Annotated in this window: 23 protein-coding genes; 18 read left to right on the top strand and 5 right to left on the bottom strand. The window is 70.6% G+C overall.

Translation table 11 applies throughout. From position 1 onward, the window contains the following. The 13 genes from AC3A57_RS02530 to AC3A57_RS02470 all read left to right on the top strand — a co-directional run bounded on the left by AC3A57_RS02530 (position 1) and on the right by AC3A57_RS02470 (position 15213). Positions 1–1191, top strand: a complete 1191-nt coding sequence (locus AC3A57_RS02530; RefSeq protein ID WP_487577429.1) for a class II aldolase/adducin family protein — start codon at positions 1–3, stop codon at positions 1189–1191. 54 nt (positions 1192–1245) lie between these two features. Beyond that, on the top strand, positions 1246–2886 hold the full coding sequence (locus AC3A57_RS02525; RefSeq protein WP_487577428.1) for an NTP transferase domain-containing protein: 1641 nt from the start codon (positions 1246–1248) through the stop codon (positions 2884–2886). Beyond that, positions 2883–4070 carry a glycosyltransferase gene (locus AC3A57_RS02520; protein WP_487577427.1) on the top strand — a complete coding sequence of 396 codons (1188 nt, stop codon included), beginning with the start codon at positions 2883–2885 and terminating at the stop codon, positions 4068–4070. The genes AC3A57_RS02525 and AC3A57_RS02520 overlap by 4 nt, the downstream gene beginning before the upstream one ends. 23 nt (positions 4071–4093) lie before the next feature. Continuing rightward, complete coding sequence (locus AC3A57_RS02515; protein WP_487577426.1) at positions 4094–4900, top strand: class I SAM-dependent methyltransferase; 807 nt, start codon at positions 4094–4096, stop codon at positions 4898–4900. Then, positions 4897–5484, top strand: coding sequence for a phosphatidylinositol-specific phospholipase C/glycerophosphodiester phosphodiesterase family protein (locus AC3A57_RS02510; protein WP_487577425.1), 588 nt, complete (start codon positions 4897–4899; stop codon positions 5482–5484). Before AC3A57_RS02515 ends, AC3A57_RS02510 begins: the two co-directional genes overlap by 4 nt. Beyond that, positions 5481–7559, top strand: a complete 2079-nt coding sequence (locus AC3A57_RS02505; protein ID WP_487577424.1) for a hypothetical protein — start codon at positions 5481–5483, stop codon at positions 7557–7559. Before AC3A57_RS02510 ends, AC3A57_RS02505 begins: the two co-directional genes overlap by 4 nt. Further along, entirely contained in the window at positions 7556–8314 is a 759-nt protein-coding gene (locus AC3A57_RS02500) for an HAD family hydrolase (RefSeq protein ID WP_221670363.1), read from the top strand. Before AC3A57_RS02505 ends, AC3A57_RS02500 begins: the two co-directional genes overlap by 4 nt. Positions 8315–8412: 98 nt before the next feature. Then, positions 8413–9996, top strand: coding sequence for a glycosyltransferase family 87 protein (locus AC3A57_RS02495; RefSeq protein ID WP_487577423.1), 1584 nt, complete (start codon positions 8413–8415; stop codon positions 9994–9996). Beyond that, positions 9996–12218, top strand: coding sequence for a carbohydrate binding family 9 domain-containing protein (locus tag AC3A57_RS02490; protein WP_487577422.1), 2223 nt, complete (start codon positions 9996–9998; stop codon positions 12216–12218). The genes AC3A57_RS02495 and AC3A57_RS02490 overlap by 1 nt, the downstream gene beginning before the upstream one ends. 300 nt (positions 12219–12518) lie before the next feature. Next, entirely contained in the window at positions 12519–13397 is an 879-nt protein-coding gene (gene rpoH, locus AC3A57_RS02485; protein ID WP_487577708.1) for an RNA polymerase sigma factor RpoH, read from the top strand. Positions 13398–13581: 184 nt separating this feature from the next. After that, complete coding sequence (locus AC3A57_RS02480; RefSeq protein WP_487577421.1) at positions 13582–14049, top strand: DUF1203 domain-containing protein; 468 nt, start codon at positions 13582–13584, stop codon at positions 14047–14049. A 200-nt stretch (positions 14050–14249) separates the two neighbouring features. Further along, positions 14250–14675: a hypothetical protein gene (locus AC3A57_RS02475; protein WP_487577420.1), complete on the top strand. Its 426-nt coding sequence runs from the start codon at positions 14250–14252 to the stop codon at positions 14673–14675. 106 nt (positions 14676–14781) lie between these two features. After that, a complete protein-coding gene (locus AC3A57_RS02470; RefSeq protein ID WP_487577419.1) occupies positions 14782–15213 on the top strand; it encodes a hypothetical protein in 432 nt (143 codons plus the stop codon). A 117-nt stretch (positions 15214–15330) separates the two neighbouring features. Here the strand turns inward: AC3A57_RS02470 and AC3A57_RS02465 are convergent, their stop codons facing one another. Together AC3A57_RS02465 and tal are read right to left on the bottom strand one after the other, a co-directional pair. After that, positions 15331–16593: an NAD(P)/FAD-dependent oxidoreductase gene (locus AC3A57_RS02465; RefSeq protein WP_487577418.1), complete on the bottom strand. Its 1263-nt coding sequence runs from the start codon at positions 16591–16593 to the stop codon at positions 15331–15333. Positions 16594–16609: 16 nt separating this feature from the next. Further along, positions 16610–17560 (bottom strand): transaldolase, encoded by a 951-nt coding sequence (tal, locus tag AC3A57_RS02460; protein WP_487577417.1) that lies wholly within the window; start codon positions 17558–17560, stop codon positions 16610–16612. A gap of 172 nt (positions 17561–17732) precedes the next feature. On the opposite strand from tal, the gene AC3A57_RS02455 reads away from it, so the two are divergent. Together AC3A57_RS02455 and AC3A57_RS02450 are read left to right on the top strand one after the other, a co-directional pair. Continuing rightward, on the top strand, positions 17733–18566 hold the full coding sequence (locus tag AC3A57_RS02455; protein ID WP_487577416.1) for an NYN domain-containing protein: 834 nt from the start codon (positions 17733–17735) through the stop codon (positions 18564–18566). 48 nt (positions 18567–18614) lie between these two features. Continuing rightward, positions 18615–20321 carry a VanW family protein gene (locus AC3A57_RS02450; protein ID WP_487577415.1) on the top strand — a complete coding sequence of 569 codons (1707 nt, stop codon included), beginning with the start codon at positions 18615–18617 and terminating at the stop codon, positions 20319–20321. Positions 20322–20331: 10 nt separating this feature from the next. Here AC3A57_RS02450 and AC3A57_RS02445 read toward each other — a convergent pair whose 3' ends face one another. Next, a complete protein-coding gene (locus tag AC3A57_RS02445; RefSeq protein ID WP_487577414.1) occupies positions 20332–22578 on the bottom strand; it encodes a primosomal protein N' in 2247 nt (748 codons plus the stop codon). A 443-nt stretch (positions 22579–23021) separates the two neighbouring features. Here AC3A57_RS02445 and AC3A57_RS02440 point away from each other — a divergent pair, with 443 nt between their 5' ends. From AC3A57_RS02440 to AC3A57_RS02430, 3 genes are all read left to right on the top strand, one after another. Further along, positions 23022–24059 (top strand): hypothetical protein, encoded by a 1038-nt coding sequence (locus AC3A57_RS02440; RefSeq protein ID WP_487577413.1) that lies wholly within the window; start codon positions 23022–23024, stop codon positions 24057–24059. Beyond that, on the top strand, positions 24049–24699 hold the full coding sequence (locus AC3A57_RS02435; RefSeq protein ID WP_487577412.1) for a DUF3106 domain-containing protein: 651 nt from the start codon (positions 24049–24051) through the stop codon (positions 24697–24699). The genes AC3A57_RS02440 and AC3A57_RS02435 overlap by 11 nt, the downstream gene beginning before the upstream one ends. A gap of 94 nt (positions 24700–24793) precedes the next feature. Beyond that, positions 24794–25108 carry an antibiotic biosynthesis monooxygenase family protein gene (locus AC3A57_RS02430; RefSeq protein ID WP_487577411.1) on the top strand — a complete coding sequence of 105 codons (315 nt, stop codon included), beginning with the start codon at positions 24794–24796 and terminating at the stop codon, positions 25106–25108. A 13-nt stretch (positions 25109–25121) separates the two neighbouring features. Here the strand turns inward: AC3A57_RS02430 and AC3A57_RS02425 are convergent, their stop codons facing one another. Together AC3A57_RS02425 and AC3A57_RS02420 are read right to left on the bottom strand one after the other, a co-directional pair. Next, positions 25122–25460 (bottom strand): DUF4286 family protein, encoded by a 339-nt coding sequence (locus AC3A57_RS02425; RefSeq protein WP_487577410.1) that lies wholly within the window; start codon positions 25458–25460, stop codon positions 25122–25124. 17 nt (positions 25461–25477) lie between these two features. Further along, positions 25478–26953: a DUF3667 domain-containing protein gene (locus AC3A57_RS02420; protein ID WP_487577409.1), complete on the bottom strand. Its 1476-nt coding sequence runs from the start codon at positions 26951–26953 to the stop codon at positions 25478–25480. Between the last annotated feature and the right edge of the window lie 45 nt (positions 26954–26998).

The following is a 26998-nucleotide window of genomic DNA, read 5'->3' as shown; positions in this document are numbered from 1 at the left end:
ATGTATCCGCCGGACGGGATGTCCGGTTCTCGAATTCCGCTGCGTAGAGGGAGTTTCCAGGAGTTTCACAGCCGGGGGGCAATGCATGGAAAGGCAGTTCTGGCAACACGAAACACACCACGCGAGCACAGCGCCCGCAGGGTGACCGCCGTGGCCAATGCAGAGTTTTTAACCGATCTAATCGCGTTTTCGGCGCGTATTGGTGCTGAGCCTTTGCTTGTTCAGGGAGGCGGCGGCAATACCTCGCTCAAGCGCGACGACGAGTTGTGGGTGAAGGCTTCCGGTACGTGGCTCGCGCAGGCGCGCGAGCGCGAACTATTCGTGCGTCTGCCGTTGTCGCAGGTGCGTGCTGCGTTGCGGCACGACGACGCCGAGGCTCGGATCGGCGAGATCGCGCGCGGCTTGCCGCTGCGGCCGTCGATCGAAACCTCGTTGCACGCCTTGCTGCCGCAGCGCGTCGTCGCGCATGTGCATTCGGTGAACACGCTGGCCTGGGCGGTGCGCGCGGATGCGAGAAAACGTTTGCAGGAACGTTTGGGCGAGATGAATTGGGCGTGGGTGCCTTACCGGCGGCCCGGACATCCCTTGACCTGCGCGGTCGCCGATGCCATCGACGCGCGCGCCCCCGAGGTTCCGGACGTATTGGTGTTGGCCAACCACGGGCTGGTCGTCGCCGGCGAGGATTGCGCGCAGGTCGCCGCGCGCCTGGACGAGGTCGAGCGCCGGCTGATGCGCAATGCGCGCGCCGCGCCGCCATCGCAGCCTGAGCGACTGCGCGCTGCCAATGATCTGTCCTGGCAGTCGCCCGCCGACCCGTTGGTGCATGCGCTGGCCAGCGACGCGGTCGCGCGCGCGATCGCGGCTGACGGCGTGCTGTATCCCGATCACGCGGTGTTTCTCGGCGCGTGCGCGGCCCAGGTCGGCGCCGGCGAGCGTTTGTCGCAGGCGCTGGAGCGCTGCCTGAGCGAGCGCGGGACGATGCCGGCGTTCGCCCTGGTCGAGGACGCCGGCGTGCTGGTCGCGCCGGGATTGTCGGCCGGCGCGCAGGCGATGCTGCATTGCCTGGCGCTGCTGGCCTTGCGCCTGAACGGCGACGAACCGCTGGCGCGGCTGGGCGCGGACGAGGTCGCCGCCCTGGTCGATTGGGACGCAGAGGCCTACCGACGCGCTTTGGCGCGTTCGATGAACTGAACGGATTTAGATACGGACTCTCCACGGAAGGACAGCATGCAGATCGTCGTACCCATGTCGGGATTCGGAGAGCGCTTTCGCCGCGCCGGCTACCGCGTGCCCAAGCCGCTGATCGAAGTCGACGGCAAGCCGATCATCGGCCATGTCGTCGACCTGTTCCCGGGCGAGACGCAGTTCGTGTTCGTGTGCAACCGCGACCACCTCGACGAGTCCGCGTACCGGATGGCCGCGATCCTGCGCGAGCATTGCCCGACCGGCCGCATCGTCGCGATCGATCCGCACAAGCTCGGCCCGGTCAACGCGGTGCTGCAGGCGATCGACGCGCTCGATCCGGCCGAACCGACCTTGGTCAACTACTGCGATTTCTCCTGCAGCTGGGACTACGCCGACTTCAAGGACTTCGTCGCCGCCAGCGGCTGCGACGGCGCGATCCCGTGCTACACCGGTTTCCACCCGCACATGATGGGCTCGACCAACTACGCCTATGTGCGCAGCGAGCGCGGCCGGGTGCTGGATATCCAGGAGAAGCGCCCCTACACCGATCGTCCGCAGAGCGAATTCGCCTCCAGCGGCAGCTACTACTTCGCTTCCGGCGCGCTGATGCGCGACGCGTTCGAGCGGACGATGGCGCGGCCGGACCTGGAACTGGGCGGCGAGCGTTACGTCAGCCTGGCCTACAAGCCGCTGCTCGAAGACGGCCGGCGCATCGCCGTGTACGAACTCAACCACTTCATGCAGTGGGGCACGCCGCAGGACCTGGAGGAGTACCGCTACTGGTCCGATGCGTTCCGCCGCCTCGGCGACCCGGGGCGCGAGCCGGCGCCGCGCCAGCGCGGCGCGGTGATGGTGCCGATGGCCGGGCTGGGTTCGCGGTTCGCCCAGGAAGGCTACGACCGGCCCAAGCCGTTGATCGAAGTCTCCGGCGAGGCGATGGTGGTGCAGGCCGCGCGCGATCTGCCCGAACCGGCGCGGCGGGTGTTCGTGCAGCGCCGCGACCTGCCGGGCCACGCGCTCGTCGCCGACACGCTGCGCGCGCGCTTTCCCGATTGCGCCCTGGTCGACCTGGAGCGGGTCACCGACGGCCAGGCGCGGACCTGCCTGGAAGGGCTCGACGGCATCGATCCGCAGCAGCCCCTGACCATCGGCGCCTGCGACAACGGCGCGCTGTTCGACCCGCGGGTCCTGGCCGGTCTGCTCGACGAGGACGGCGGCGCCGACGTGCTGGTCTGGGTCGCGCGCGGCTATCCCGGCGCGGCGCGGCGGCCGCAGCACTACGGCTGGGTCGACGAAGCCGGCGGCCGGGTGCGCGCGGTATCGGTCAAGCGGCCGCTGGCCGATCCGGCGCGCGACCCGATCGTGCTCGGTACCTTCAGTTTCCGTCGCGCCGGCGACTTCGTCGCCGCCGCGCAGGCGATGATCGCCCGCGACGGCCGGGTCAACGGCGAGTTCTACGTCGACGAGTGCATCAACGACGCGCTGGCGCTGGGCCTGGACTGCCGGGTGTTCGAGGTCTCGCACTATCTGTGCTGGGGAACGCCCGAGGATCTGCGCACCTACGAGTACTGGCAGTCCTGCTTCCACAAGTGGCCGGCGCATCCCTACCGGCTCGAGCGCGACCCGCGCGTGGCCGAGGACGCGCGCGCCGGGCTGGAAAGCCGCTACCGCATGCGCCAGCCGGAGCGCGCCTCGTGGTGAACGCGACCGCCGCCGCCGGGTTCGGCCGCCTGCGCGGCGAACTGCTGCGCTTCGTCCTGGTCGGCGGCACCTCGGCGGCGATCACCTTCTCGATCTATCGCGGGCTGATGCTGTTCGGCGCGTCGCCGCACCCGGCGCTGGCGCTGGGCTTCGTCGCCGGCACGGTGTTCAGTTTCTTCGCCAACCGCATGTTCACCTTCAACATCGCCGCGCCGTCGCGGCAGGGCGAAGTGCTGCGCTTCGTCGTCGTCTATGCGGCCGCCCTGGGCGCCCATGTCGGCGTCAACGCGCTGATGCTGGCCTGGCTGGGGCGCAGCGAAGCCGGCATCGCTGCGTCGTTCGTGGTCGCCACCTGCGTGTCCACCGCCGCCACCTTCATCGGCATGAAGTGGTTCGCCTTCGCCCAAGACGGTGCCAGGTCGTCGGGCGCTGCCACGCGCTCGTCGGAGCACGCCGCGAACGCGCCCGCCGGCGCCGCACGGCCGCGGCTGTCGCTGGTGATTCCCTGCTACAACGAGGCGGCGAATCTGCCCTTGCTGGTGCAGCGCCTGCGCGATAGCTTCCTCGATCCGCGCTGCGAAGTGATCCTGGTCGACAACGGCTCCAGCGACGATTCGCCGGCGGTGCTGGCCGCGCTGCTGGCCGGGCAGAGCCGGATCTGCAGCCTGCGCGTGGAGCGCAACCAGGGCTACGGCTACGGCATCCTCGCCGGGCTGCGCGCGGCCCAGGGCGAGGTGCTGGGCTGGACCCACGCCGACCTGCAGACCGATCCGGTCGATGCGCTGCGCGGACTGGAGTTGTTCGCGCCGGATGCGGACGAGTGCTTCGTCAAGGGCCGCCGCTACGGCCGGCCCGCCGGCGACGTCGCCTTCACCGTCGGCATGTCGCTGTTCGAGACCGCGCTGCTGGGCCGGCCGATGTGGGACATCAACGCCCAGCCGACCCTGTTCCCGCGCGAATTCTTCCTCAACTGGCGCGAGCCGCCGCACGACTTCGCCCTGGACCTGTACGCCTACCACCAGGCCCGGCTCAGCGGCCTGGACGTGCGCCGCTTCCCGGTGCGGTTCGGTCCGCGCGCGCACGGCCGCTCGCACTGGAACGTCAACTGGCGCGCCAAGCTGCGCTTCATCCGCCGCACCGTCGACTTCAGCTGGCGCCTGCGCCGCGGACTCGGCGCGCGCTGACCCTCACGCCATCGGACACCGACATGTTCCTGCCCAGCACCTATTTCCCGACCCACGAGGAAAACCGCTTCGCCAACGAGGGCGATGTCGGCCGCGCGCGCGAGTTCTTCCTCAAGCATCGCCCGCGCAATCTGGAGTTCCTGCTGCGCAAGCGCTACGAGTGGATGAACGCCTACATCCAGCCGGGCCAGCGGGTGGTCGAGTTCGGCGCCGGTTCGGGGCTGAGCAAGGAGTTCATCCGTCACGACAACTTCCGCATCACCGACGTCGAGCCGCGGCCCTGGGTCGACGACGTCGCCGACGCGATGGACCCGCCGCATGCGGACGGATCGATCGACGTGGCGGTGTTCAGCCACATGATCCACCACCTGCCCAATCCGGTGCGGTTCTTCGAAGGCATCCAGCGCAAGCTGGCGCCGGGCGGGCTGATCCTGATCCAGGAGCTCAATACCTGCTTCCTGCTGCGCCTGGCGCTGCGGGCGATGCGCCACGAAGGCTGGTCCTACGACGTCGACGTGTTCGACCGCGAGGTGGTGGCCAACGACCCGCGCGACCCCTGGTCGGCCAACTGCGCGATTCCGCAGCTGCTGTTCCGCGACGAGGCCGAGTTCCGCCGTCGCCTGCCGGGCCTGAGCATCGAGCGCAACGAGCTCAACGAGTGTTTCGTGTTCCTGGTCTCCGGTGGGGTGGTGGTGCAGGCCAAGACGGTCGAGTTGCCGGCGTTCGCGCTCAAGGCCATCGACGCCACCGACCGGCTTCTGGTCAAACTGCTGCCGTCGCTGTTCGCGATGGGGCGCTCGATCGTGCTGCGCAAGGTGGCGAACGCATGATCCTGGTGCGCCACCGCCGCAACACCCTGGCCGAGCTGCGCGCGACCGCGCCCGAGCTCGGCGTCGAGCTGGACCTGCGCAGCCGCGGCGACGAGCTGATCGTGCACCACGACGCCTTCGCCGACGGCGAGCGCTTCGAGGACTGGCTGGCCGGGTACCGACATCGCCTGCTGATCCTCAACGTCAAGGAAGAGGGGCTTGAGGACCGGCTGACCGCGCTGATGCGCGCGCACGGCATCGACGACTACTTCTTCCTCGACCAGTCGTTTCCGTTCCTGATCCGCAGCGCCCGCCAAGGCGAGCGCCGCTGCGCGGTGCGGGTGTCGGAGTTCGAATCGATCGACACCGCGCTGAGCCTGGCCGGGCGTATCGACTGGGTTTGGGTCGACTGTTTCAGCCGCTTCCCGCTCGACGGCGAACAAGCCGCGCGCTTGCGCCAGGCCGGCCTGCGCCTGTGCCTGGTGTCGCCGGAGCTGCAGGGGCGCGAAGCGGCGAGCGAGATCCCGGCGCTGCGCGCCTTGCTGGCGCGCGAAGGCATCGTCGCCGACGCGGTCTGCACCAAGGAACCGGATCTTTGGCGATGAACGCGCAGCGGATCTGGCACGACCCGGTGTTCCGATGGGGGCTGGCGTTCAAGCTGGCGCTGGCGGCCGTGCTGGTGCCGCAGATCCAGCAGGACTGGTTCGTGCCGTTCGTGCGCCACGCCCTGCTGCAGCCGGCCTGGGACCCGTGGTCGGCGTTCCTGGCCGATGGCGGCGAGGCGATGGCCTATCCCTACGGTCCGGTCATGCTGCTCGCGCACCTGCCCGGCACCGCGCTCGGCGTGTCGGCCGACGCGATCCTGGGTTCGGCCTATGCCGGCGGCCTGGGCTTCCGCCTCGGCCTGCTCGGCGCCGACCTGTGCGCGCTGGCGCTGCTGGCGCGGCTGTGGCCGGAACGGCCGCGCCCGTTGCTGTGGCTGTACTGGTGGTCGCCGATCGTGCTCTACGTGACCTACTGGAACGGGCAGACCGACATCGTGCCGATCGCCCTGCTGCTGGCGTCGCTGGCGTTGCTGCGCCGCTACCGCGCCGGCGCCGCCGGCGCGGCGCTGGCGCTGGCGATCGCGGCCAAGCTCAGCATGCTGCTGGCGGCGCCGTTCTTCGCCATCTACCTGTGGCGCAACAAGCGCCTGCGCGGGCTGTTGCGGCCGTTCGCGCTGGCCGGCGGCGCCAGCGCGGCGGCGCTGCTGCTGCCGTGGCTGGGATCGCCCGGCTTCGTGCGCATGGTGATGGGCACGCCGGAGTCGCTGCGGGTGTTCGACCTGGCCCTGCCGCTGGGCCAGGACCTGCGCCTGTACCTGACCCCGCTGCTGTACCTGCTCGCCGCCTACGGCCTGTGGCGGCTGCGCCGGATCAACTTCGACCTGCTGGTCGCGGCGATCGGTCTGTCGTTCTTCCTGGTGGTGCTGGCGACGCCGGCGCCGCCGGGCTGGTACCTGTGGCTGGTGCCGTTCCTGGTCGCCCACCAACTGCACAGCGACCGCAGCGCGCGGGTGTTGACCGCGGCGTTCTCGGCCCTGCTGATCGGCATGCACCTGCTCGATTCCAGCGGCGCGGCCGCGCCCTGGCTGGGCTGGGACCCGTCGGCAGGGATCTCCGCCGTGGCCGCGCGCATCACCCCGCACCTGCACTCGCTGGGCTACACCGGCCTGGTCGCCGCCGGCTTGGTGCTGCTGGTGCAGATGCTGCGCGAGCGGATCGCCCGCAACGACTACTACCGGATCGCGCAGAAGCCGGTGACGCTCGGCATCGCCGGCGACTCGGGCTCGGGCAAGGACACCCTCAGCCGCGCCCTGGCCGGGATCTTCGGCGAGCACTCGGTGGTGCACGTGTCCGGCGACGACTACCACGTCTGGGACCGCTATGAACCGATGTGGAAGGGACTGACCCACCTGGACCCGCGCGCCAACGACCTGCAGCGCTTCAACAACGACGTGCTGGCGCTGATGGACGGCAAACCGATCCTGTGCCGCCACTACGACCACGGCGCCGGCCGCTTCACCGCGCCGACCCGGATCGACAAGAACGACGTGGTCATCGCCTCGGGCCTGCACGCGCTGCACATGCAGCGCTTGCGCGAGCGCTTCGACGTGGCGGTGTTCCTGGACATCGACGAAGACCTGCGCCGGGCCTGGAAGATCCATCGCGACGTCGGCCAGCGCGGCCACGCCCTGCAGCAGGTGCTGAACTCGATCGAGCGGCGCATGCTCGACTCGCGCCAGCACATCCATCCGCAGCGCGCCGCCGCCGGACTGGTGCTGCGGCTGATGCCGGTCAACGCGCAGCAACTGGCCACCGCGCCCTCGCCCGACCGGGTGCGGCTGAAGCTGGTCGCGCTGATCCGCAACGGCACCTCGCACGAGCGCATGGCGCGGATCCTGATCGGCATCTGCGGCCTGCACCTGGACGTGCAGACCGCCGAGGACGGCGGCGAGATCGAAATGAGCATCGAAGGCGATGTCGCCGCAGAAGACATCGCCATGGCCGCGCGCGCGCTGGTGCCGGGCCTGGAGGAAATGCTGGACATCCAGCCGCGCTGGGAGGACGGCATGAGCGGGATCATGCAATTGCTGGTGCTGATCCAGATCGAGGAATCGCTGAAGAGCCGGATACGATGAGCCTGAGAATCCACAACTCGCAGAAGGTGATGCGCGCGCCGCAGGCGATCATCTTCGACACCGACAACACCCTGTACGCCTACGAGCACCCGCACGCGCAGGCGCTGGCGGCGACCGAGCGCAAGGCGGTGCGCCTGCTCGGAGTCGACCCGGACGAGGTGCGCGGCGCGTTCGCGCGCGCCCGCGAGGAGGTCAAGCGCCAGCTCGGCAAGACCGCCAGCTCGCACAGCCGGCTGCTGTACTTCCAGCGCGGCATCGAGATCCTCGGGCGCAAGACCCAGCTGGTGATCACCCTGGATCTGGAGCAGACCTACTGGCGCACTTTCCTGTCGCATTGCGAGCTGTTCCCGGGGGTGCGCGATTTCCTGCTCGCGTTGCGCCGCAACGGCATCGGCACGGCGATCATCACCGACCTGACCTCGCAGATTCAGTTCCGCAAGATCATCTACTTCGGCCTGGACGACTGCTTCGATTACGTCGTCACCTCCGAAGAGGCCGGTGCGGACAAGCCCGAGGAGGCGCCGTTCCGCCTGGCGATCGACAAGCTGGGACTGGACCCGAGCCGGATCTGGATGATCGGCGACCATCCGGTCAACGACGTCGCCGGCGCGCGCAACTTCGGCCTCAGCACGCTGTTGCGGGTGGACCGCGGCCGCGACGGCGCCACCACCGGCTGCGATGTCGAGTTCGACGATTTCACCGAGCTGCACCGCTACTTCTTCTCCGGCAAGGTCGACGGAGTGGGCAAGAGCTGATCGAGCGCGCCGCGCAGGCGGCCACAGGACACACCGCAGCGGCGCGGGGGCGCCGCTGCAGCGACCCGGCGGGGACCGGGAAGATAAGGAGTTCGTCGATGCAAACGAGTACCTATACGCAGCCGCCCGGCGCCGGGCGCTGGGCGGTCGCCGCGCTCGCGCTGGCCTTGCCCGCGCCCTTGCTCGCCGCGGCCCTGGCCGGTTTCGGCCTGGACCTGAGCCTGGCGGCGCCGTTGGCGGCGGACGCGCTGGCGGCCGCCTGCCTGCCGCTGGCGAGGCGCTTGCCCGTGCAGTGGGACCGGTTGTTCTCGCATCGTCCGCTGGCCGCGCTCGCGCTGGCGGCGCTGGCGGCGCTGGCGGTGTTGCGGCTGAGCGGCGTCGCCTTGTACCTGGCCGACGCCGAGCAGGCGCAATTCTCGGCGTTCTGGTTCGATCCGTTCTATGTCGGCCATAGCTGCTATTCGGGCTATTGGCAGGCGGCCGAACTGTCGCGCGAAGGCGCGGCCAACCTGTACGACCCGATGCTCTACAGCGGCACGATGGGCCGCTTCAAGCTCGACGAGTACCTGTACCTGCCGCAGTTCCTGCTGCTGCCGCGGCTGGGCCTGGCGCTGGGCGGCGACTTCTACTCGCTGCGCGCGCTGTGGTTCGCGATCGAGGGCGCGATCGTGCTGGCCGGCCTGTGGGCGGCGGGGCGCTGGATCGGCGGAGGCGTCGGTCGCCGCATCTGGTTGCTGATTCCGGCGGTGATGCTGACCAGCCCGGTGGTGGTGACCTTGCAGGTCGGCAACTTCCAGCTCGCCGCGATCGCGCTGTCGGTGCTGGCGATGATCCAGTTCGAGCGCGGCCGCAACCTCAGCGGCGGCCTGTTGCTGGGTTTCGCCGCGATCAAGCTGTTCCCCGGCCTGCTCGGCGTGTATCTGCTGGCGCGGCGGCGCTGGGCCGCCGCGGCCTGGACCGGCGCGTTCGCCGCGCTCTACACCGTGCTGGCCTATCTGTGGCTGGGACCGCAGCCGTTCGAAGCCTTCCTGCACTACCAGGCGCCGCGCATCGCCAACGGCGAGGCTTGGGCGTTCCTGGAGATCGAAGGCCTGGAGTGGGTCAGCGCGATCAACCAGTCGATACCGGGACTGGTGCTGAAGGCCAAGATCCTCGGCGCGCAGGGAATGGACCGGGCGACGATGGGCGCGGTGGCCTGGGTCTGGACCGGCGCGGTGGTGGTCGCGGCGATCGTCGCCGGCCTGCGCCACGACGCGATGTCGCGGCTGGAACGCGCCGCGGTCTGGATCGCACTGCTCGGGCTGGCGGTGTTCCGCAGCCCCTTCGTACCCGACCACAGCGGCCTGTTCGCGCCGATCTGGCTGTGGAGCCTGATCGCCGCGGCCTGCCTGCCCAGCCCGCGCAGCGCGGCGCTGCTGGCGCTGGGCTGGCTGGCCTGCACCGCGGTGCTGCCGGTCGGCGGCGTGCCGCTGCCGGAGGTGCCCGCGCGCATCGCCCTGGCCACCGTCGTGCAGGCGATCGCGATCGGCCTGTGCCTGTGGCCGGTGCTGCGCCGGCCCGGCCTGCGCTCGCCCAGCGCGCGCTTCTGGCGCGCCGACGATTCCCAACGACCGGTATCCGCCGCCATGGACGGCGATGTCCGGGATCTCCCGATTTCTCTGACGACCAAGGCGGAACACTGATGCGTCGCGTTACTTTGTGCACCACCCTGTTGGCGCTGCTCGGCAGCGCGTTCCCGGCCCTGGCCGACGATGTGCTGAACATCCCGCGCGCCGAGCACGCGCCGCGGCTGCAGGACTACATCGGCGGCGTGCCGTCCGACGCCGGCGTGGAGGTCAAGGACTTCCGCCAGAACAAGCCGGGCGACGGCGTGCCGTCCTCGCTGGACACGCGCGCCTACCTGTCTTACGACGACCACCATCTGTACGTGGTGTTCGTGTGCAAGGACGACCCCAAGCAGGTGCGCGCGCGCATCGCCCGCCGCGACGCGGTGTTCGGCGACGACGGCGTGCAGCTGATGCTCGACACCTACCGCGACAAGCAGCGCGCGTTCGTGTTCACGGTCAATCCTTACGGCGCGCAGATGGACAGCCGCTACACCGAGGGCCTGGGCTACGACTTCAATTTCGACACCCAATGGGTGTCCGACGGCCGCCTGACCGACGACGGCTACGTCGCGGTGATGCAGATCCCGTTCAAGAGCCTGCGCTTCGAACGCGGCGACGCGCAGAACTGGGGCATCGCGATCAACCGCATCATCCCGCGCACCAACGAGTTCGTGTACTGGCCCTACATCACCGAGCGCAAGGAGGGCTTCGTCCAGCAGTTCGCCGCCGCGCGCATCGCCGACGAGATCCAGCCCAGCCGCAACATCCAGCTGATTCCGCACGTCACCTACCGCGACGCCGAGACCTTGGGCGTGGATTCGGCCGGCCGGCCGTCGATGCGCGGCCACCGCCGCAGCGAGGTCGGCGTCGACGCCAAGTTCGTGGTCAAGGATTCGATCGCGGTCGACCTGACCGTCAATCCCGACTTCAGCGAAGTCGAGACCGACGAGCCGCAGGTGATCGTCAACGAGCGCTTCGAGCAGAGCTTCGTCGAGAAGCGGCCGTTCTTCCTCGAGAACAGCGGCATCTTCGGCCTGCCGGTGTCGCTGTTCTACTCGCGCCGGGTGGTCAATCCGCAGTACGGCGCGCGCGTCACCGGCCGGCTCGGCCGCTGGGCCTTGGGCGGGCTGCTGATGGACGACGAGTCCGCCGGCCTGCTGCTGTCGGGCAAGGATTACGGCAAGACCGGCAAGATCGGCGTGGCGCGCCTGCAGCGCGACGTCGGCGAGCAGTCCAACGTCGGCTTCCTGGCCTCCGACCGCAGCGTCGGCGACCAGTACAACCGGGTGTTCGGCCTGGACTCGCGGATGAAGCTCAACGACAACTGGCTGCTCAACGCCCAGGCGATCAAGAGCAAGTCGCGCGAGGAGGGCGATGTGCGCCGCGACGGCGACCTGCTGTTCGCCCAGGCGATCCGCGGCGGCCGCGACTTCACCTTCGATGGCCAGTACATCGACATCTCCGACGACTTCGAGGCCGAGCTCGGCTTCGTGCCGCGCGTGGGCATCAAGCAGCTGTACCAGAAGTCGGGCTATCTCAAGCAGTTCCCCGACGCGCCGTGGCTGGTCAACATGGGCCCGACCCTGACCGCCTACCGCACCTGGGACCAGAACGGCGACACCCAGGACTGGAGCGTGGAGCCGGGCTTCGTGGTCAACGGCCTGCGCCTGACCAAGATCGAAGGCAATCTGATCCGCGGCTACGAGTACTTCGGCGGCCGCGATTTCTACATGGACGGCTTCAAGGTCGGCGTCAGCAGCGAGTGGTTCAAGTGGCTCGGCGGCGAAGTCAGCTACACCCAGCGCGAGACGGTCAACCATCTGCCGGCGCCGGGGCTGGATCCGTTCCTGGCCGACGAACGGCTGTTCAAGCTCAAGTTCACCCTCAGCCCGTTCGCCCAGTTGCGCATCGACCAGTCCTTCATCTGGGACGAACTGCGCACGCGCCACTCGATCGTCGGCCGCGATTCGGACTCCAAGGTGTTCCGCAGCACTCAGTCCTTCACCAAGATCAAATACCAGTTCAGCCGCTTCTGGGCCGCGCACGTGATCTTCGACTACAAGGCGCTGGACTCGGACACGAACCTGTTCCTGATCCCGCGCGACAAGAAGCTGGTCACCGACTTGCTGGTCAGCTACTCGCCCAACCCCGGCACCGCCTTCTACCTGGGCTACACCGACCAGCAGCAGAACCTGCGGATCAACGAGAACCCGGCCTTCGTCGCCCGCACCCGCGACCTGGACCTGCACAGCGGCAAGCAGCTCTTCATGAAGTTCAGCTACCTGTTCAACTTCTGAGGGCGACCGGCCGCGCCGGGCCGCCTGCGGTGCGTGCCGGCCGTGGGCGGGCCGGGAGAGGATTCAGCCGCCGGCCGGCCTGGCCGGCGGATACTGCGTGCCTGGCCCGCTCGCGACCGGCCCGGCCTTCACGGCTTCTTTTGCAAGTGATTGATATCAAAGCATTTCGGCCCGGCGCCCGCTGGGCCGGCCGGAGCCCCTCCTGCGACGGCGCGCCCGTTTCCTCGTTCCAATCCCGCAACACTGCGGAACTTCCCCCGCCTTTAGCAGTCGTATAACCCGACTGCTAAGATGACCCCCATGACCGCTATCGCCCAATCCACCGCTCTAGTCGCCAACAACCTGCCTGTGCCCAGCGCGCTCGGTTCGCTGGACGCGTACATCGGTGCCGTGCACCAGATTCCGGTGCTCTCCGCCGAAGACGAGCAGGCCTTGGCCCGTCGTTACCGCGAAGGGGAAGACCTCGACGCGGCCCGCGAACTCGTTCACTCGCACCTGCGCTTCGTGGTCCACGTGGCCCGCGGCTACAACGGCTACGGCCTGCAGATCGGCGACCTGATCCAGGAAGGCAACATCGGCCTGATGAAGGCGGTGAAGCGCTTCGATCCGGACCAGGGCGTGCGCCTGGTGTCGTTCGCGGTGCACTGGATCCGTGCCGAGATGCACGAGTTCATCCTCAAGAACTGGCGCATCGTCAAGGTCGCCACGACCAAGGCGCAGCGCAAGCTGTTCTTCAACCTGCGCAGGAGCAAGTCGCGCCTGGGTTGGATGAACGCCGAGGAAGTGCGCCTGGTCGCCAAGGACCTCAACGTCTCCGAACGCGAAGTGCTGGAGATGGAGTCGCGCCTGTCCGGTCGCGACATCGGCTTCGATGCGCCGTCCGACGAGGACGACGATCACGCGCCGCCGTCGCCGGCCGCCTACCTGCGCGCCGCCGACGAAGATCCGTCGCAGTCCTACGAGCGCGAAGACGAAGAGGACAGCCAGCTGGCCCTGCTGCGCGAAGGCCTGGCCGGCCTGGATGCGCGTTCGCGCGACATCGTCAAGCGCCGCTGGCTGGATGCCGACAGCAAGATCACCTTGCAGGAACTGGCCGACGAGTACGGCGTCAGCGCCGAGCGCATCCGCCAGATCGAAGCCAATGCGTTGAAGAAGATGCGCGGCCTGTTCTCAGCCTGAGCGTTTCGGCCTGAGTGTTTCGGCCCGAGCGCCGCGACAAATCCAGCGTCCCACGAACGGTCCGGGCAACCGGGCCGTTCGCGTTTGCGCGCGCGGCGTCGGAACACAGCCCGGCGCAAGCCGCGGATATCGGCGGCCGCGCGGCGGGACTAGCCTGCGCTCTCCTTCTAGCGAGAGTTCCGCCATGATTTCCTACCGCATCGCCGGCCTGTCGCCGCAACCCTATGCCGCGTTGTTCGCGCTCGACGACGCCGACCTGGCGGCGCACGACATGCGCCGCGTGGTCGCCGATTCGCCGCGCGGCTATCCCTGCCGCGTGTCCCTGGTCGATGCGGCGGTGGGCGAAACCGTGTTGCTGCTGACCCACGAACACCAGGCCCAGGGCCCGTACCGCGCCAGCGGTCCGATCTTCGTGCGCGAGGCCGCGAGCCGGGCGCAGACGTACCAGGATCGATGGCCGCCGGTGCTGCTGACCCGCTACCTGTCGCTGCGCGCTTACGACGGCCAGGGCTGGCTGCGCGAGGCCCGGGTAACCGACGGCGCGCAAGGCGAGCAAGCGGTGCAGGAACTGTTCGCCGATCCGGCGATCGTGCGGGTCGCCGCCCACAACGCGCGGTACGGTTGCTTCCTGTGCGCGATCGACCGCGCCTGAGCGCGGCTACGCGCGTTGCGCTGGCGGATCGGCGCCATTCCCGGTGGCGCCGGCGATGCGCCGGCGCGCGCAGCGCCGGTTGAGAACTGGAAGCGGCGTCGCAGGCCCCCGCGCGCGCGCTTGCCGGGCCGCGAATGCGGCGACCAGACTGCGCCGCCGGCTCCGTCCGGAGCCGGCGCACTTACCCAATGGAGGGGTACATGCACGCCAAGAAGATGCTGGTCGCGGCCGGGTTCGCCGCGTTGATGGCGCTGTCGCACGCACCGGCGCGGGCCGGCGACGTCAACGCCGCGGTGTTGAGCTGCTACGTCGATACCTTCGCTTTGGACACCCTGCGGGCGAACGTCTGCGTCGCTACCTGGACGCCGAACCGGGCCAACAACCCGACCATCGCCCATTTCGAAGTGACCGGCCTGCAGGCCGGCAACTACGGCTACAGCTGGAGCAACCTGGAAAGCGGCGGCCCGGCGCCGGCCTGCGGCAATACCCGCAGCTGCAACGTCCGCATCGCCACCGAGACCAACGGCGACGGCGAAGCGCGCCTGGCGGCGACGGTCACCGACCTGGATACCGGCGCGGTGCGCACGGTGAGCGCGGTCGCGTACTACTACGACGGCTGGCATTAAGCCGGCACGGACGACCGCTTCGACCGAACCGGGAACGCGCCGTCGCGGCGACGTTCCGCCGATCGCGTGGAAAACCTTCCACGCACGCAAACCAATGGAGGGGTTTATGCAAACCAGCAAGACCTGGGTGTTGGGCGCAGCCTTATCGCTGCTCGCCGTGGGCGCAGCGACGCAACCGGCGCGCGCCGGCGACGTCAGCAACGCGGCGGTGACCTGCTTCGTCGACACCTACGCCTTCGACGTGCCCGAAGTCGGCAGTTGCAGCTCGATCTGGCGGCCGGGCTCGGCGAACAATCCGAGCACCGCGCTGTTCCAGGTGACCGGGGTCGGCGCGGGCAACTACGCCTACGCCTGGCGCGACCTGGAGAACAACACCGTGCCGGCCGGCTGCGGCAATGCGCCCTACTGCGAGAAGCTCATCTATACCGACGTTTACGGCGACGGCCAGGCCACCTTGCAGGTGACCATCACCGACCTGGACACCGGCGCGGTGCGGCAGGTGCAGGCCACCGCGTTCTACTACGACGGGTTCACCTGATCGGCGCCCGGCCGCGCGGGCTGCGAGGCCGGCGGGCGAGGACGAGGGGCGCCTTGCGGCGCCCTTCGTTTTGGCTGCCGGCCGATCGCGGCGCCGGTACCGGACCGAGCGTCCGGCTCAGGACGGATCGGGCTTGCCGCCGAAGATGATCCGGGCGTGGCGCTGATAGGTGAAATACGCCCACGACCAGTTGAGCATCACCAGCAAGCGGTTGCGGAAGCCGATCAGGAAGAACACGTGGGCGGCCAGCCAGAACGCCCAGGCCATGAACCCGGAGAAGCGCAGGCCGCGCAGGTCGACCACCGCGGCGCGGCGGCCGATGGTGGCCAGGTTGCCGTAGTCGACGTAGCCGAACGGCGCGATCGTCTCGCCGCGCAGACGGGCGCGGATCGCGCGGGCGACGTAGCTGCCCATCTGCTTGGCCGCCGGCGCCACGCCCGGCACCGGCCGGCCATTGGCTTGCTGCAGGCTGGCCAGGTCGCCGGCGACGAAGATCTCCGGGTGGCCGGGCACGCTGAGATCGGGCTGCACCTGCACCCGCCCGGCGCGGTCGCGCGGCGCGTCGAGCATCGCGCCCAGCGGCGAGGCGGCGACGCCGGCCGCCCACAGCACGGTGCGCGCGGCGACGGTCTCCTCGCCGAGCCGGTAGCCGTCGCCGTCGATCGCCGCGACCGGCATGCCGGTGACGACTTCCACGCCCAGGCGTTCCAGCTGCGCGCGCGCCTTGGCCGACAGCGACTCGGGGAAGTTCGCCAGCACCCGCGGCCCGGCCTCGATCAAGCGCACCTTGGCCTGCGCCGGATCGATCCGACGGAACTCGCGGCGCAAGGTGTGGCGGGCGATCTCGGCCAGGGTGCCGGCCAGCTCGACCCCGGTCGGGCCGCCGCCGACCACGGCGAAATGCAGCCAGGAGGCGCGTTCGGCCTCGGTCTGCGCGGCCTCGGCGCGTTCGAACGCGAGCAGCACCCGGCGCCGGATCAGCAGCGCGTCGTCGAGGGTCTTCAGCCCGGGCGCGTTCGCCGCCCATTCGTCGTGGCCGAAGTAGGCGTGGGTGGCGCCGCTGGCGAGCAGCAGGTAGTCGTAGCCGATCGCCTCGCCGTCGGCCAGGCGCAGCTGGCGCGCGCCGGCGTCGAGGGCGACGACTTCGCCCAGCCGCACTTCGACGTTGGCCTGCTTGCGCAGGATGTGGCGCAGCGGCGCGGCGATGTCGGGCGCCGACAGGCCGGCGGTGGCGACCTGGTACAGCAGGGGTTGGAACAGATGATGGTTGCGGCGGTCGATCAGGGTAATGCGCACGCCGGCGCTGGCCAGCGCGCGCGTCGCCCACAATCCGCCGAACCCGCCGCCAACGATGACGACGTGTTTGCGCGAATCGCTCATGGCCGTTGGGTCTCCGTCAGCCGCGCAGGCGTTGCGCGAGCAGGTCTTCCAGCTTGCGCTGGTCGGCGGCGAAACGGCGGATGCCGTCGGCGAGCTTGTCGGTCGCCATCGCATCCTCGTTGTGCTGCCAGCGGAAGGCGGCCTCGCCGAGCGCCGGCTCCGGCGCGGCGCGGGCGCCGTCGTCGATCAGCGCGCGCGGCACTTCGCCCGCGCCGGCGTCGAGTTCGGCCAACAGCTCCGGCGAGATGGTCAGGCGGTCGCAGCCGGCCAGGGCCAGGACTTGTCCGGTGTTGCGGAAGCTGGCGCCCATCACCACCGTGGCGTAGCCGTGGCGCTTGTAGTAGTTCCAGATCCGGGCCACCGACTGCACGCCGGGGTCGTCCTGCGGCGTGGCCGGCTTGGCCGCGCCGTTGGCCAGGTGCCAGTCGAGGATGCGGCCGACGAAGGGCGAGATCAGATAGACCCCGGCCTCGGCGCAGGCCACCGCCTGGGCGAAGGAGAACAGCAGGGTCAGATTGCAGTGGATGCCTTCGCGTTCGAGCCGCTCGGCGGCGCGGATGCCTTCCCAGGTCGAGGCGATCTTGATCAGCAGGCGCTCGCGGCCGATGCCGGCGCGTTCGTACAGTTCGACGATGCGCCGGGCCTGGGCCAGGGTGGCGTCGGTATCGAAGCTCAGGCGCGCGTCGACTTCGGTCGAGACGCGGCCGGGGATCAGTTTGAGGATCTCGCCGCCGATCGCCACCGCCAGGCGCAGGCCGGCGTCGCCTACCCGGTCGGCGATGTTCCCGCCCTGGGCGGCGGCCAGCGCCGACTCGATCAGCGGCGCGTAGGCGGGCAGGGACGCGGCCTTGAGCAGCAGCGAGGGGTTGGTGGTGGCGTCGAGCGGACGGAAGCGGGCGATCGCCTCGATGTCGCCGGTGTCGGCGACTACCGCGGACAGCGCGCGCAGTTGTTCGAGCTGGGTCATGGGGATAGGTTTCGTCGTTGGGTTCGCGGCCATTTTCGCCGATCGCGATGGCGGCGTCATGAGCGCGCCCTGAGCGGCGCGCGGCGACGGTCGTGCCGCAACCGCGGTTGCGCTAGGCTGGCCGCAGCGGGACCGGCCGGAGCGGCCGGACCGGACGCGAGGAGAAGCGGGCATGGCGGCTGAGGAAAAACGCATCGCGTTGCTGATCGACGCCGACAACGCGCCGGCGGCGAAGATCGAGGCGATCCTGGCCGAGGTGGCCCGTTACGGCGTGGCCAACGTGCGCCGCGCCTACGGCAACTGGAAAAGCCAGAGCCTGAAGGGCTGGGAAGCGGTGCTGCACGAGTACGCGATCCGGCCGATGCAGCAGTTCGCCTACAGCAAGGGCAAGAACGCCTCCGACATGGCGCTGGTGATCGACGCCATGGACCTGCTGTACGCGCGCAACCTGGACGGGTTCGCGATCGTCTCCAGCGACGCCGACTTCACCCCGCTGGTGATGCGGCTGCTGACCGAAGGCGCCAAGGTCTACGGCTTCGGCGAGCAGAAGACGCCGGAGCCGTTCGTCAACGCCTGCTCCAAGTTCACCTATCTCGAAGCGCTGGGCCAGCCGGCCGGCACCGACGCGCCGGCCGACGAGGCCCCGGCCACGCCGCCGCGCAGCGCCGGCGATCTGCGCAGCGACACCCGCTTGGTGCGGATGCTGCGGCGCGCGGTCGATGCGGTCGCCGGCGACGACGGCTGGTCGCACCTGGGCGCGGTCGGCCACCAGATCGGCAACCAGGCTTCGTTCGACTCGCGCAATTACGGCTATCGCAAGCTCAGCGACCTGATCGAGGCCAGCGGCCTGTTCGAGCTGCGCCGCGACAACCAGATCGTGTGGGTGCGCGACAAGCCCAAGGGCAAGGGCGCGGCCAAATCGCCGCCCCAACCCGCCGCCGCGCCCGTCGCCAAGCCCGCGCCGGCAGCGCCCGCGGCCGGCAAACCCAGGCTCAAGGCCAAGTAAGCGACGCCGGACGGCAGCGCCCAGGATCGACATCTCTTCAAGGACGAAATGAGCACGGCCACGCTTCCGCCGCCCGCCCGCAGCGACCTGCCGACCCGTCGCCAGGCCTTGCTGTTCGCCTGCAAGGCCTGGGGCCTGCGCACGATCCGGTTCTGGCGCGATGCATGCGATCCGCAGCGCCCGCGCGCGCATGCGCCGTCGCCCGCGTTGCGCGACGCGCCGGTGTTGGCCGAGTTCGACGGCGCGCTGTGGCCGCGCGACGAGGCCGACCCGGTGCTGGTCGCCGGCAAACTGCAGAACCTGCGCGTGGCATTGCGTCGGCTCGACGGCATCGAGGTGCCGGCCGGGGCGGTGTTCGGTTTCTGGAAGCAGGTCGGCCGCGCGACCCGCTCGCGCGGCTACGTCAGCGGCCGCGAGCTGCGCGAGGGCTGCGTGATTCCGGCGATCGGCGGCGGCCTGTGCCAGTTGTCCAACGCCTTGTACGACAGCGCGGTGCGCGCCGGCCTGGAGGTGGTCGAACGGCACCGCCATTCGCGCACGCTGCCGGGGTCGCTGGCCGAGCAGGATCGCGACGCGACCGTGTTCTGGAATTACCTCGACCTGCGCCTGCGTGCGCCGTTCGCTTGGCGCCTGGAAGTTGCGATGGATGCGCAGCGGTTGCGCTTGCGCATCCGCGCCCGGGCGCAGTTGCAGCCCGCCCTGCCGCTGGCGCCGTCGTCGCGGCGCGCGACTTCGCCGATCAACGATTGCGGCAGCTGCGGCCAGACCGAGTGCCATCGCCACACCGGACCGTCCGCGCGCGGTCTGCGCCGGACCTGGTGGATCGAGGAGGCCTGGCCGGAGTTCCGCCAACATCTGCAGGACCAGCGCGGCGAAGGCGACCGCGTGTTCGGCGCCGGCGGCGCGGCGCTGCCGGCGCAGGCCGCGCACCGGCGCGTCGCGCAGTCGCTGGCCTGGCGCTATCGGCGCCGGCGCGGCCAGGCCTTGCCGCAAGTGCGGCTGGCGCAATTGCAGGGGCATGCGCGCGATCTGGCCCGGCGCCTGCAGGCGCGCGACGTCGAGTTGGTGCTGCCGCAGAGTCTGCTGCCGTTCCTGTGGCGCGACGGCGAACTGGCCGGGCGCCGTTATGCGGTGCTGATGACCGCATTGCCGATGGCGGCCTTGCAGGACGAACTCGACCGCGCGGTGCGGCGCCGGCCGCAATGCGCTTCGCTGCGCGATTTCCGCGCCGATCCGCAGCTGATCGAAGACGAGTGGCAGGGCCTGCTCGGCGCGCAGGCCTGGCTGAGTCCGCATGCGCAGGTGCTGCAACTGGCCGGCGCGCGCGCGCGCGCCCTGCCTTGGGTATTGCCGCCGGCGTCGCAGCGTGCGCCGCGCGCGGTCGGCGCGCCGCCGCGGGTGTTGTTCGCCGGCTCGGCGCTGGCGCGCAAGGGCATCCACGAACTGCTCGAAGCGCTGGGCGGGGACGAGGTCGAGATCCTGCTGCCGCCGGGCGACAGCGAGCGCGGTCTCGATCCGGGGCGCGCCCGCCTGCGCCGCGTCGCCAGCTATGCGCAGGGCTTGAGCGAAGCCGATGCGGTGGCCTTGCCGGCCTGGGTCGAACACCAGCCGCGGGCCTTGCTGAGCGCGATCGCCAGCGGCATTGCGGTGGTCGCGACGCCGGCTTGCGGGCTCGGCGAAGCCTTGTCCTGGCGGCGGGTGGAGGCCGGCGACGTCGACGGCCTGCGCAGCGCGGTGCGCGACGCCCTGGCCTGAGCGGCGCCGCTCAGTACAGGTCGGCCGGATCCACGTCCAGCGACCAGCGCACCTTGCGCGTTTCCGGCGCGGCGTGGATCGCCGGCAGCGCCGCGTCGAGCGCGGCGTGCAGGCTGGGCCGCTGCGGCGCCGACAGGATCAGCTGCGCGCGCAGATAGCCGGCGCGGCGCGGCATCGGCGCCGGCACCGGGCCGTTGATCTCCAGCGCGTGCGCGTCGCCGTCGCCGCGGCGCGCGGCGGCGGCGCGCTCGAGTTCGCGCCGCGCCATCGCCAGGAACGCATTGGCCAGTTCGACCTGCTGCGCTTCGGCGCGGATCAGCGCCATGTGCGCGAACGGCGGGAACTCGGCGGCCTCGCGCTGGGCCAGTTCGGTCTCGGCGAAAGCGGCGTAGCCGCCCGACAAAAGCGTGTGCAGCAGCGGGTGGTCGGGGTGGTGGGTCTGCAGCAGCACTTCGCCGGGCTTGTTCGCGCGGCCGGCGCGGCCGGCCACCTGGATCAGCAGCTGGGCGAGTTTTTCCGGGGCGCGGAAGTCGGCGCTGAACAAGCCTTCGTCGATGCCGACCACCGCGACCAGGGTCAGGTTGGGCAGGTCGTGGCCCTTGGCCAGCATCTGGGTGCCGACCAGCACGCCCGGCGCGGTGCCGAACTGCGCCAGCAGTTTTTCCAGCGCATCGCGCTTCTGGGTGCTGCCGCGGTCGATCCGCAGCACCGGAAAGTCGGACAGGCGCGCGGCCAGCGATTCCTCGATCCGTTCGGTGCCGGCGCCCTGCGACTGCAGGGCCAGGCCGCCGCAGTCGGGGCAGGCGTCGGGCGCCGGCCGGCGGGTGCCGCAGTGGTGGCATTGCAGGCGCCGGCCGCCGCCGTGCACGGTCATCGGCGTGCCCTTGAGCGGGGTGCTGCAGCGCGGGCAGTGCGCGCTCCAGCCGCAGTCGTGGCACAGCAGCACCGGCGCATAGCCGCGGCGGTTCTTGAACACCAGCACCTGGCCGCCGGCGCGCAGTTCGGCGTGGATGCGTTCGAACAGCTCCGGCGACAGGCCGGCTTCGAGCGGGCGCTTGCGCACGTCGACCACCCGCACCCGCGGCGCCTGCGCCTGGCCGGCGCGGCGCTGCAGGCGCAGGTGGCCGTAGCGGCCGGCCTGGGTGTTGCGCAGCGACTCCAGCGACGGGGTCGCGCTGCCCAGCAGCACCGGCACGTCCAGGGCCTTGGCCCGGACCAGGGCGAAGTCGCGGGCGTGGTAACGGATCCCGTCCTGCTGCTTGAAGCTGGCGTCGTGTTCCTCGTCGATCACGATCAGGCCCGGCTCGGACAGGGGCAGGAACACCGCCGAACGGGTGCCGACCGCGACCCGCGCCTCGCCGCGCGCGAACGCGGCCCAGGTGCGGGCGCGTTCGCCGTCGCCGAGCCCGGAATGCAGCGCGTGCACCGGCACGCCGAGTCGGGCGCGGAAGCGCGCCAGGGTCTGCGGGGTCAGGCCGATCTCCGGCACCAGCACCAGGGCCTGCTTGCCGCGCGCCAGGCAGTCGGCGATGGCGTGCAGGTAGACCTCGGTCTTGCCGCTGCCGGTGACGCCGTCCAGGAGCAGGGCGTTGAAGCCCTCGGCGGCCAGCACCGCGTCGACCGCGGCCTGTTGTTCGTCGTTGAGCGCCGGGCCGGGTTGCGGCTGCGGCGCCTGCGCCGCGGCGGGGACCGCGATGCGCTCGGCATGACCGCGCCTGGCCAGGCTGCGGGCCGCCTCGCGCCAGCCATCGAACAGGTTGTCGAGGCGATCTTCGTCGAGCGTGCCGTGATCGTGCAGCAGATCGGCCAACCGGCGTGGCTTGCCGGCGCGCAGCCGCTCGCGCTCGGCGGCCCCGGCCGCGGTCGCGCACCAGGCCCAGGCATGGGTGTCCGGCAGCGGCTCGCCGTGGCGCAGCGGCCCGGGCAGGGCGGTGGCCAGGACCTCGCCCAGCGGGGCGTGGGTGTAGCGCGCCAGCCAGCGCAGCGACTCGAGCAGTTCGCCCTGCAGCAGCGGCGCCGGGTCGAGCCGGGCCAGCGCGGTCTTGAGCGCCGCGCCGTCGCCATCGAACTCGGGCGCGCCGACCTCGGCGACCACCCCGACCAGTTCGCGCCGCCCGAACGGCACCTGCACCCGGCAGCCGACCGGGTCCTGTCCGCTCTCGCCGGCCGGCGGCAGGTAGTCGAACAGGCGCGGCAAAGGCAGGGGCAGGGCGACGCGCCAGACGGTCTGCGGCGGCGGAAACAGGGCTTCGGGCATCGGTCCAGTCTAGCGACAGCGCCGCGCCGGCGGCAGGCGAAGCAGTTGCGGACCATTGCTCCCGGTTACGTGACAAAAATCACGCAAGTGATGGTGTGCCAAGGGGTTTTTCCCTTATCCACACAGTCTGTGGATAAATCTGTGCATGGCGGGCCCGCGGGGGTCTTCGAGTGCATGCAAATACAGGGAAGGGTTAGGTTGGTGAAAAAATAGCCACCGCGGTTATTTTCTTTTGAATCATTGGCTTAGGTGTGAAACATCGCTGTAATGCGGGTTCCGTACCGGGCAAAGTGTGGCTTCGTGACGATTCCATTACTGCTGTGCACAACCGCATTTGGGCCGCGAGCCGCGCCAGGCTTTGCGCGACGCCGGATCGGGCGCTTGTCAAGCGTTTTGTGCGCGCCCTGCCTCGCTATGATGCAGCGTATGGTGAAGCCGTTCCGATGAGTTCGAAGTCCCCCGCCGCGGCCCCCGCCGCGACCGCCGCCGGCCCCGGTTCGGGCCCGCGCTCCGGCCCGTCGGCCGCCCTGTCCGCCTTCCTGCGCGGCGTCGAACGGCGCGGCGCGGTGCTGGCCGAGTTGCAGGCCGGCGACGCCGCCGCCGGCGATGCCGCGCTGGCCGCGGCGATGGCCCAGTTCCGCCCGATCGCCGCGCAAGCGGCGCTGGGCGAATGGCCGAGCCGGTTCTGGTCGCTGCTGCTGACCCAGCCGGGCCTGCGCCACCGCACCCCGGTGGCGATCGCGGTCGAAGCCACCGACCGGCTGGCCGAGCTCGGCAGCGGACCGCGCGCGGCGCTGCTGCTGCGCCTGGCCGCTGGGCTGGACGAGAACGAGGCCGCGGCAGCCCTGGGGGTGGCCGCGCCGAGCTACCGCCTGGCCCTGCAACGCGCCCTGCCGCGCCATGCCGACGGCCGCGCCGACCCGCTGGCCTGGCAGCAGCTGCGCGAACAGGTCCACCGCCGGATCAAGACCTTGCCGGCGCAGCGCCTGCAACGGCTGAGCCAGGCGCGCGAAACGGCGCTGGGCGGCGAGCCGGCCGCGACCGCCCCGACCGGACGCCGCGCCGCCGCTGTCGCGCCGGCCCGCCCGCGCTGGCTCATGCCGCTGCTGTGGAGCGGCCTGGCCGCCTGCGCGCTGGCGTTCGCGGCGACCTTCTGGAGCGAGGGCCCGGCCGGTCGCTGGCTGGCCGGTTCGGACCGGATCGAGATCGAGCCGCTGCCTGCCGCCTCGGCCCCGGCCGAACGCTACCAGCGCGAATCCGGGCTGATCGCCCATCGCGATTTCGAACTGATCGCCGACCCGGCCGGCGAAGCCGCCGCGGCGGATCTGGCCTTCCACAGCTGGCTGGCGGCGCTGGACGCCGGCCGGATCGTACCGGCCGAGCCCTCGCCCGACCCGGCCGCCGCCGACCCGTCGTCGACGCCGGCGGCGCCCGCCACCGGCAGCGAAACCCAGGACCTGGAGAGCGCCGATGCGCCGTGACCGCAGCTCCCGCCGCTGGCCGCCGCGGGCCGTCCTGGGACTGGTCGTCATCGCCCTGGCCGGCGCCGCCGCGGCCTTGCCGCCGGATCTGGAACAGACCCTGTCGCGGTTGCCGGCCGAGGCCCGCGCCCGCCTGCAGGCGCAGGGCGCGCGCTGGGACGGCTGGAGCGAGAACGAGCGGCGCCAGTTCGGCCAGCGCGCGGCGCAATGGGAGCAGCGTCCGGCCGGCGAACGCGGCGCGGTACGCGAGCGCTACCGGGCCTGGCAGAGCCTGAGCGCCGGCGACCGGGCCGAGGTCCAGGCCGCCGCCGCGCGCTACGCCGCGCTGCCGCCGGAGCAGCAGCAGGCGCTGCGCGCCCGCTTCGACGCGCTCGACGGCAGCGAACGCCACGGTTGGCTGCTCGGCCCGCAACTGGGCGCCGACTATCCCGCCCTGCAGCCGTTGCTGGCGCAGCTGCCGGCGCCCCAGCACGCCACCTTGCTGGCCGCGCTGCACGGCCTGAGCGCGCAGCAGCGCAAGGATCTGGCGGTGCTGGTCCAGCGCACGCCGCCGCAGGAACGCGCCAGGTTGCGCGGCGAACTGCTGGCGGCGCCGGCGGCCAGCCGCGGCGCCTGGCTGCAGGACGCCCTGCAGCGCTGAAACCGTGACCGGGTCGGCGCCGCTACAGACTGCGACGGCCGTCGTCGCGGCCGCGGGCTAGAGTCGGCGCTCCGTCGGCCACCTGGCTACGCGCATGATCGTCGAGTACATCCGTTACCGCCTGCCGGGCGACGCCGGCGAGGCGTTCGAGCGCGACTATGCGCGCGCCGCGCAGGTGCTGGACGCCTCGCCGCACTGCCTGGCCTACGAGCTGTCGCGTTGCGTCGACGAACCCGCGTGCTACCTGCTGCGGATCGAATGGGACAGCGTCGACGGCCACCTGCAAGGCTTCCGCAAGAGCGCCGGCTTCGCCGACTTCCTGGCCGCGATCCGCGGCTACATCGGCGCGATCGAAGAGATGCGCCACTACCGGGTCGGCGGCGTGGCCGCGCGCAAGCCGGCGGCCTGAGCGCGGTCCGGGGTCAAGCCAGCGGCCGCAGGACCAGCGGCTGCAAAATCCGCCGGCTGGCCTGGAAGCGTCCGCCGAAGCGGGCGACGCCGTCCGCGCGCAGGCGCGGCGCGTGCTCGCGCAGGTAGTCCTCAAGCGCCGCGCGATCGCGCAGGCGGTACTGCACGCACAGGCCGAAGCGGCCTGCCGCGGCGGCCGGTTCCTCGACCCGCAACCATTGCGCGCCGAGAAACCCCGGCAGGGCGCAGATCTCGTCGATGTGCGCGCGCAGCCAGGCCAGGTACTCGGCTTCGATCGCCGCATCGACCTCGAGCGAGACTTCGTACACGACCTCGGCCTGGTTCGCGCTCATGGCGGTTCGGTTCGCGCTCACATCCGCACGATCGTGGTCACCGCCAGGGCGACGGCGGCGATGCTCAGCATCACGAAGTACAGCGAACCGATCACGCTGTAGCGCACCAGGGTCAGCAGCCAGCCGTTGCCGTACACGCGCTTTTGCATGATCAGCAGGTAGATCGGCATCCACAGCCAGAGCAGGCCGATCGCGGTGCCGCCGACGATGCCGAACGCGGGCCAGTGCGGCGCGATCGCGCCGCCCAGCAGGGTCAGCAGGAACATCGCCAGGAACACCAGGCACAGGTAGGCGTGGCTGTACAGCGCGACCACCAGATGCTCGAGATAGCCGCGGCCCGAACCCAGGTAGGCCAGCTTCAGCAGCAGCGCGAACATCGGCACCATCAGGAACAGCGCCGACGGAATCGCGCCGATCAGGGTGTTCATGTAGCGCCAGGGCTCCTTGCTGAGCCGGCTGATGTTGGTCTGGCCGATGCCGACCTGGCGGTTGAGCCAGTCGTTGGCGAACTTGGGCAGGTAAGGCGACACCAGCGGGTTGGTCTGCGCGTCCCAGGGCTTGCCGTTGAAGCTCAGCGGATCGTGGATGTCGTCGCAGTCGGCGTCGCCGTAGCGGTCGCGGTCGGATTTGCGCGCCGCCCGGCCTTCGCTGACCTCCGCATGCGCCTGCTGCAGGGCGGCGACGCGGCAGCCGGCTTCGGCATTGGTCCGGCGGATCTGCTTGGCCAGTTCGAAGGCCTGCGGCGAGCCCGGCGCGAGCTTGCTCAGCTGCGCCTGCAGGGGCGCGATCTGGCGGTTGCGCCATTGCTCGACTGCGCCCATGGTTTCGGCCGCCTGCACCGAGCCGGCGGCCGCGGCGCCGCCTTCGCGCTGGCCCTGGGCTTTTTGCTTGGCGACCTCGGCGTCGTCGAGCCTCTGCAGCGCGCGCAGCGCTTCGATGCGCTTGTCGGCCTGGCGCTGCACGCCCTCGATCGACTTCTGGATCGGGCTGCGCGCCGCCTCCGGCACCGACTGCCGGGCCAGTTCCAGTTCCTTGACCATGCGCGTGCGCAAGGCCTCGACCTCGAGCACCGAGTCGGCCTCGCGGAACTGCTTCTTGACGTTGCCCAGGCGCACGGTAGGGCCCTGGACGTCGTTGAAGCTGATCAGGCTCTGGTTATCGTCGAAGTGGATCGCGAACTTGGCGACGAAGAAGGTCAGCACCGACAGCACCACGAACAGCCGCAGCGGCGGCACGTAGCGCATGCGGTGGCCGCGGATGTAGTCGGCCGCGGCACGGCCCGGCGACAGCAGGTCGCGCAAGGTTCGGAAAATGCGCCCGTCCAGGTGCCAGAACGACTCGAACACCTCTTCCAGGGCGTGGCCGACGTGGCGGATCGGGTTGTGCACCGACTGCCCGCAGGCGTGACAGAACTCGCCATGCAATTCGGCGTGACAGTTCTCGCAATGGCTGAGATCGCCATGGCCGTGGACGGAACCTGCGCTTGCGCTCATGAGTGACGAACGAGGCTCCCCAGCCTTCACTTTCGAGCGGGTAAG

The sequence above is a fragment of the Lysobacter sp. Soil_C_15 genome (assembly GCF_057657315.1).
Note: the sequence above shows the minus strand (reverse complement) of the source record. Positions and strands in the feature narration are given on the sequence as shown.